The sequence below is a fragment of the Occallatibacter sp. genome (genome assembly GCF_049802275.1).
Classification (GTDB): domain Bacteria; phylum Acidobacteriota; class Terriglobia; order Terriglobales; family Acidobacteriaceae; genus Telmatobacter.
This window is the reverse complement of the sequence record NZ_JBARMD010000488.1, coordinates 1-2,454: the sequence shown is the minus strand read 5'-3', so window position 1 is coordinate 2,454 and position 2,454 is coordinate 1. Positions and strand designations below refer to the sequence as shown.

The 2,454-nt window shown below is 58.7% G+C and carries 2 protein-coding genes and 1 pseudogene; all 3 read left to right on the top strand.

Translation table 11 applies throughout. The features are described 5' to 3' along the window. Nucleotides 1-237, top strand: a pseudogene (locus tag WA354_RS17075) (ABC transporter permease); the annotation flags it as partial. A gap of 32 nt (nt 238-269) precedes the next feature. Further along, on the top strand, nt 270-1,409 hold the full coding sequence (locus WA354_RS17070) for a sensor histidine kinase (RefSeq protein ID WP_472814229.1): 1,140 nt from the start codon (nt 270-272) through the stop codon (nt 1,407-1,409). Then, nucleotides 1,406-2,038, top strand: a complete 633-nt coding sequence (locus tag WA354_RS17065; protein ID WP_472814228.1) for a response regulator — start codon at nt 1,406-1,408, stop codon at nt 2,036-2,038. The genes WA354_RS17070 and WA354_RS17065 overlap by 4 nt, the downstream gene beginning before the upstream one ends. The last annotated feature ends 416 nt before the right edge of the window (nt 2,039-2,454 follow it).

The following is a 2,454-nucleotide window of genomic DNA, read 5'->3' as shown; positions in this document are numbered from 1 at the left end:
TATCTGCCCATGAGCTTCTGCGGCGGACTCTGGGTGCCTCTCATGTTCCTGCCGCACTTCATGCAAAAGATTGCCGTGCTCATGCCCACCTACCACCTCGGCCAACTGATGCTCGGCGCCTTCGGCTATGCCAGCACCGGCACTATGCTGAGTCATTGGTATGGGCTCCTGGGCTTTACACTGCTGGCGCTGGGTATCGCCGGTGTTGCCAAGGGCCGCCTCGAGCAGAACTCCTGAGATAAAAGGCGTAAACTCCGAAAAAAGGAACAATGTCCGCCAACGAATCCACTTCGCAACTCCGCCAAAACAGATGGGCATGGATGTGGCTGGCCTACACCGGCTTCCTGTTGATCGAGCCGCTGATTGAGCCAACCCGCAATCTCTGGCTGGGCACGGTCGCCTGCCTGCTGGTCTTCTTCGGCATCTTCTGGCGATTCTTTTATACTGCAAGGCCGAGCCAGCCCAAGCGCCTTTGGATGGTTGGCGCTACTTTCCTTCTGGGCATCCTGGTGTTTCCCTGGAACCGCGGCGCTTCTACCTTCTTCGTCTACGCTGCCGCGTTTCTGCCCTTCATTGTTGAGTCCTCCCGGAAGGTCCTGGCTTTCTTCCTATTTGAGTGTGTAGTCATTCTTGCCGAAGGAGCCTTCTTCACCGTCGACAAACAAAACGGCCCGTTTTACATCGGCTGGCCTAACACCTTCATTGCCATATTCCTCGTTGTCATCATCGGCGGTGGCAACATCTATTTCGCCGAGCAAAAACGTGCCGACTCCAAGCTCCGCGCCGCTCTTGAAGAGAACGTCGCCCTCGCCGCCGTCGCTGAGCGCGAACGCATTGCGCGTGACCTGCATGATGTTCTCGGCCATACGCTCTCCGTTATCGTCCTCAAGGCCGAACTTGCCGGCCGTCTCGTCTCGCTCGATCCCGACCGCGCCGTCGCGGAAATGGCAGACGTCGAGCAAACGTCCCGCTCCGCGCTTGCTGAGATCCGGGAGGCCATCGGCGGCTACCGCTCGCGCGGCCTCGAAGCAGAAATCGATGCCGCGCGTCGTACCCTTGATGCCGCCGGTGTCACGCTTCTGGCTGAAAGCAAACCGGACCGCGAGTCCTTAAGCCCTCAGGAGGAGACGGCCTTGGCTCTGGCGTTGCGAGAAGCTGTTACCAACATCGTTCGCCACGCCCGCGCCACCAACTGCCGCCTTCACTTTGTCTCGGATGCCGGTCACCGCCGCTTAGTAGTCGAGGATGATGGGCAGCAAACAGTCGCCCGCGAGGGCAATGGTCTGCGCGGCATGCGTGAACGCATCGAGTCCCTCGGTGGTCATTTCAATCTTGAATGCGGCATCATGCAGAATCACGGCACCCGCCTCACCATCGAACTTCCGCACCGCGAGACTGCCGTCTCATGACCGGCGCAAAGCGTACCTCTACTCCCATCCGCGTGCTCCTCGCGGAAGATCAGACTATGCTCCGCGGCGCGCTGGCTGCGCTCCTCGATCTCGAGCCCGATATTACAGTCATCGCGCAGGCCGCCAATGGCCGCGAGGCGCTCAAACTCGCCTGCCTGCATACGCCGGACGTCGTCATCACCGACATTGAAATGCCGGATCGCACCGGCCTTGAGCTCGCTGACGACCTCAAGCATGACAAATGTAGCTGTCATGTCATCATCTTGACTACATTTGCGCGCCCCGGTTATCTGCGCCGGGCACTCGAAGCCGGCGCACGCGGCTATCTGCTCAAAGATCGGCCGGCCAGCGAACTAGCGGAAGCCGTGCGTCGCGTCCATGCTGGGCTGCGCGCCATCGATCCCGCTCTTGCTGCCGAAGCCTGGAGCAGCGAGGAAGACCCTCTCTCCGACCGTGAACGTCAGATTCTGATCCGCGCAGGCGAAGGCCGCTCCACTGCGGAAATCGCCGTCGACCTTCGCCTATCAGAAGGTACTGTGCGCAACTACCTCTCCGAAGCCATCGCCAAGCTCGGCGCAGCCAACCGCATCGACGCAGCAAGAATTGCCCGAGCGCGCGGATGGCTATAGTTGCCCAGCTGATCGTCTTTGGAGAGGGAGACTCGTTCGGTCGTTTCCTAAGTTTATTGTCTGATGATCGCTTGCGATCCGTAACGCGAAGCAGCTGGATCAATTCCCAATAGACTCATTTGCTGAGCCCAATTGCACCATTTCTTGTAAGGTCCAGTCGGCCAATCCAGCCCCCGCAACCAAGAAATCTAAGATTCTAAATCGCTTCCGTTAACAACTCGAAGGCCGTTCCTACGTTTGGAATGGAATTTTAGCCAAATCTTGGGCAAAGAATCCCTATCAAGAAGCGCTCCAAGCTCTCCTGCCACCCGAACGTCGTCCGCCGTCACCAAATGTGCTTACCCTCCCATGCTTTTCTCTTGACCCTGACTTGCCTTACGTAGAGGTCGGCGAATCCTCGACGTTGGTTTCAGCGT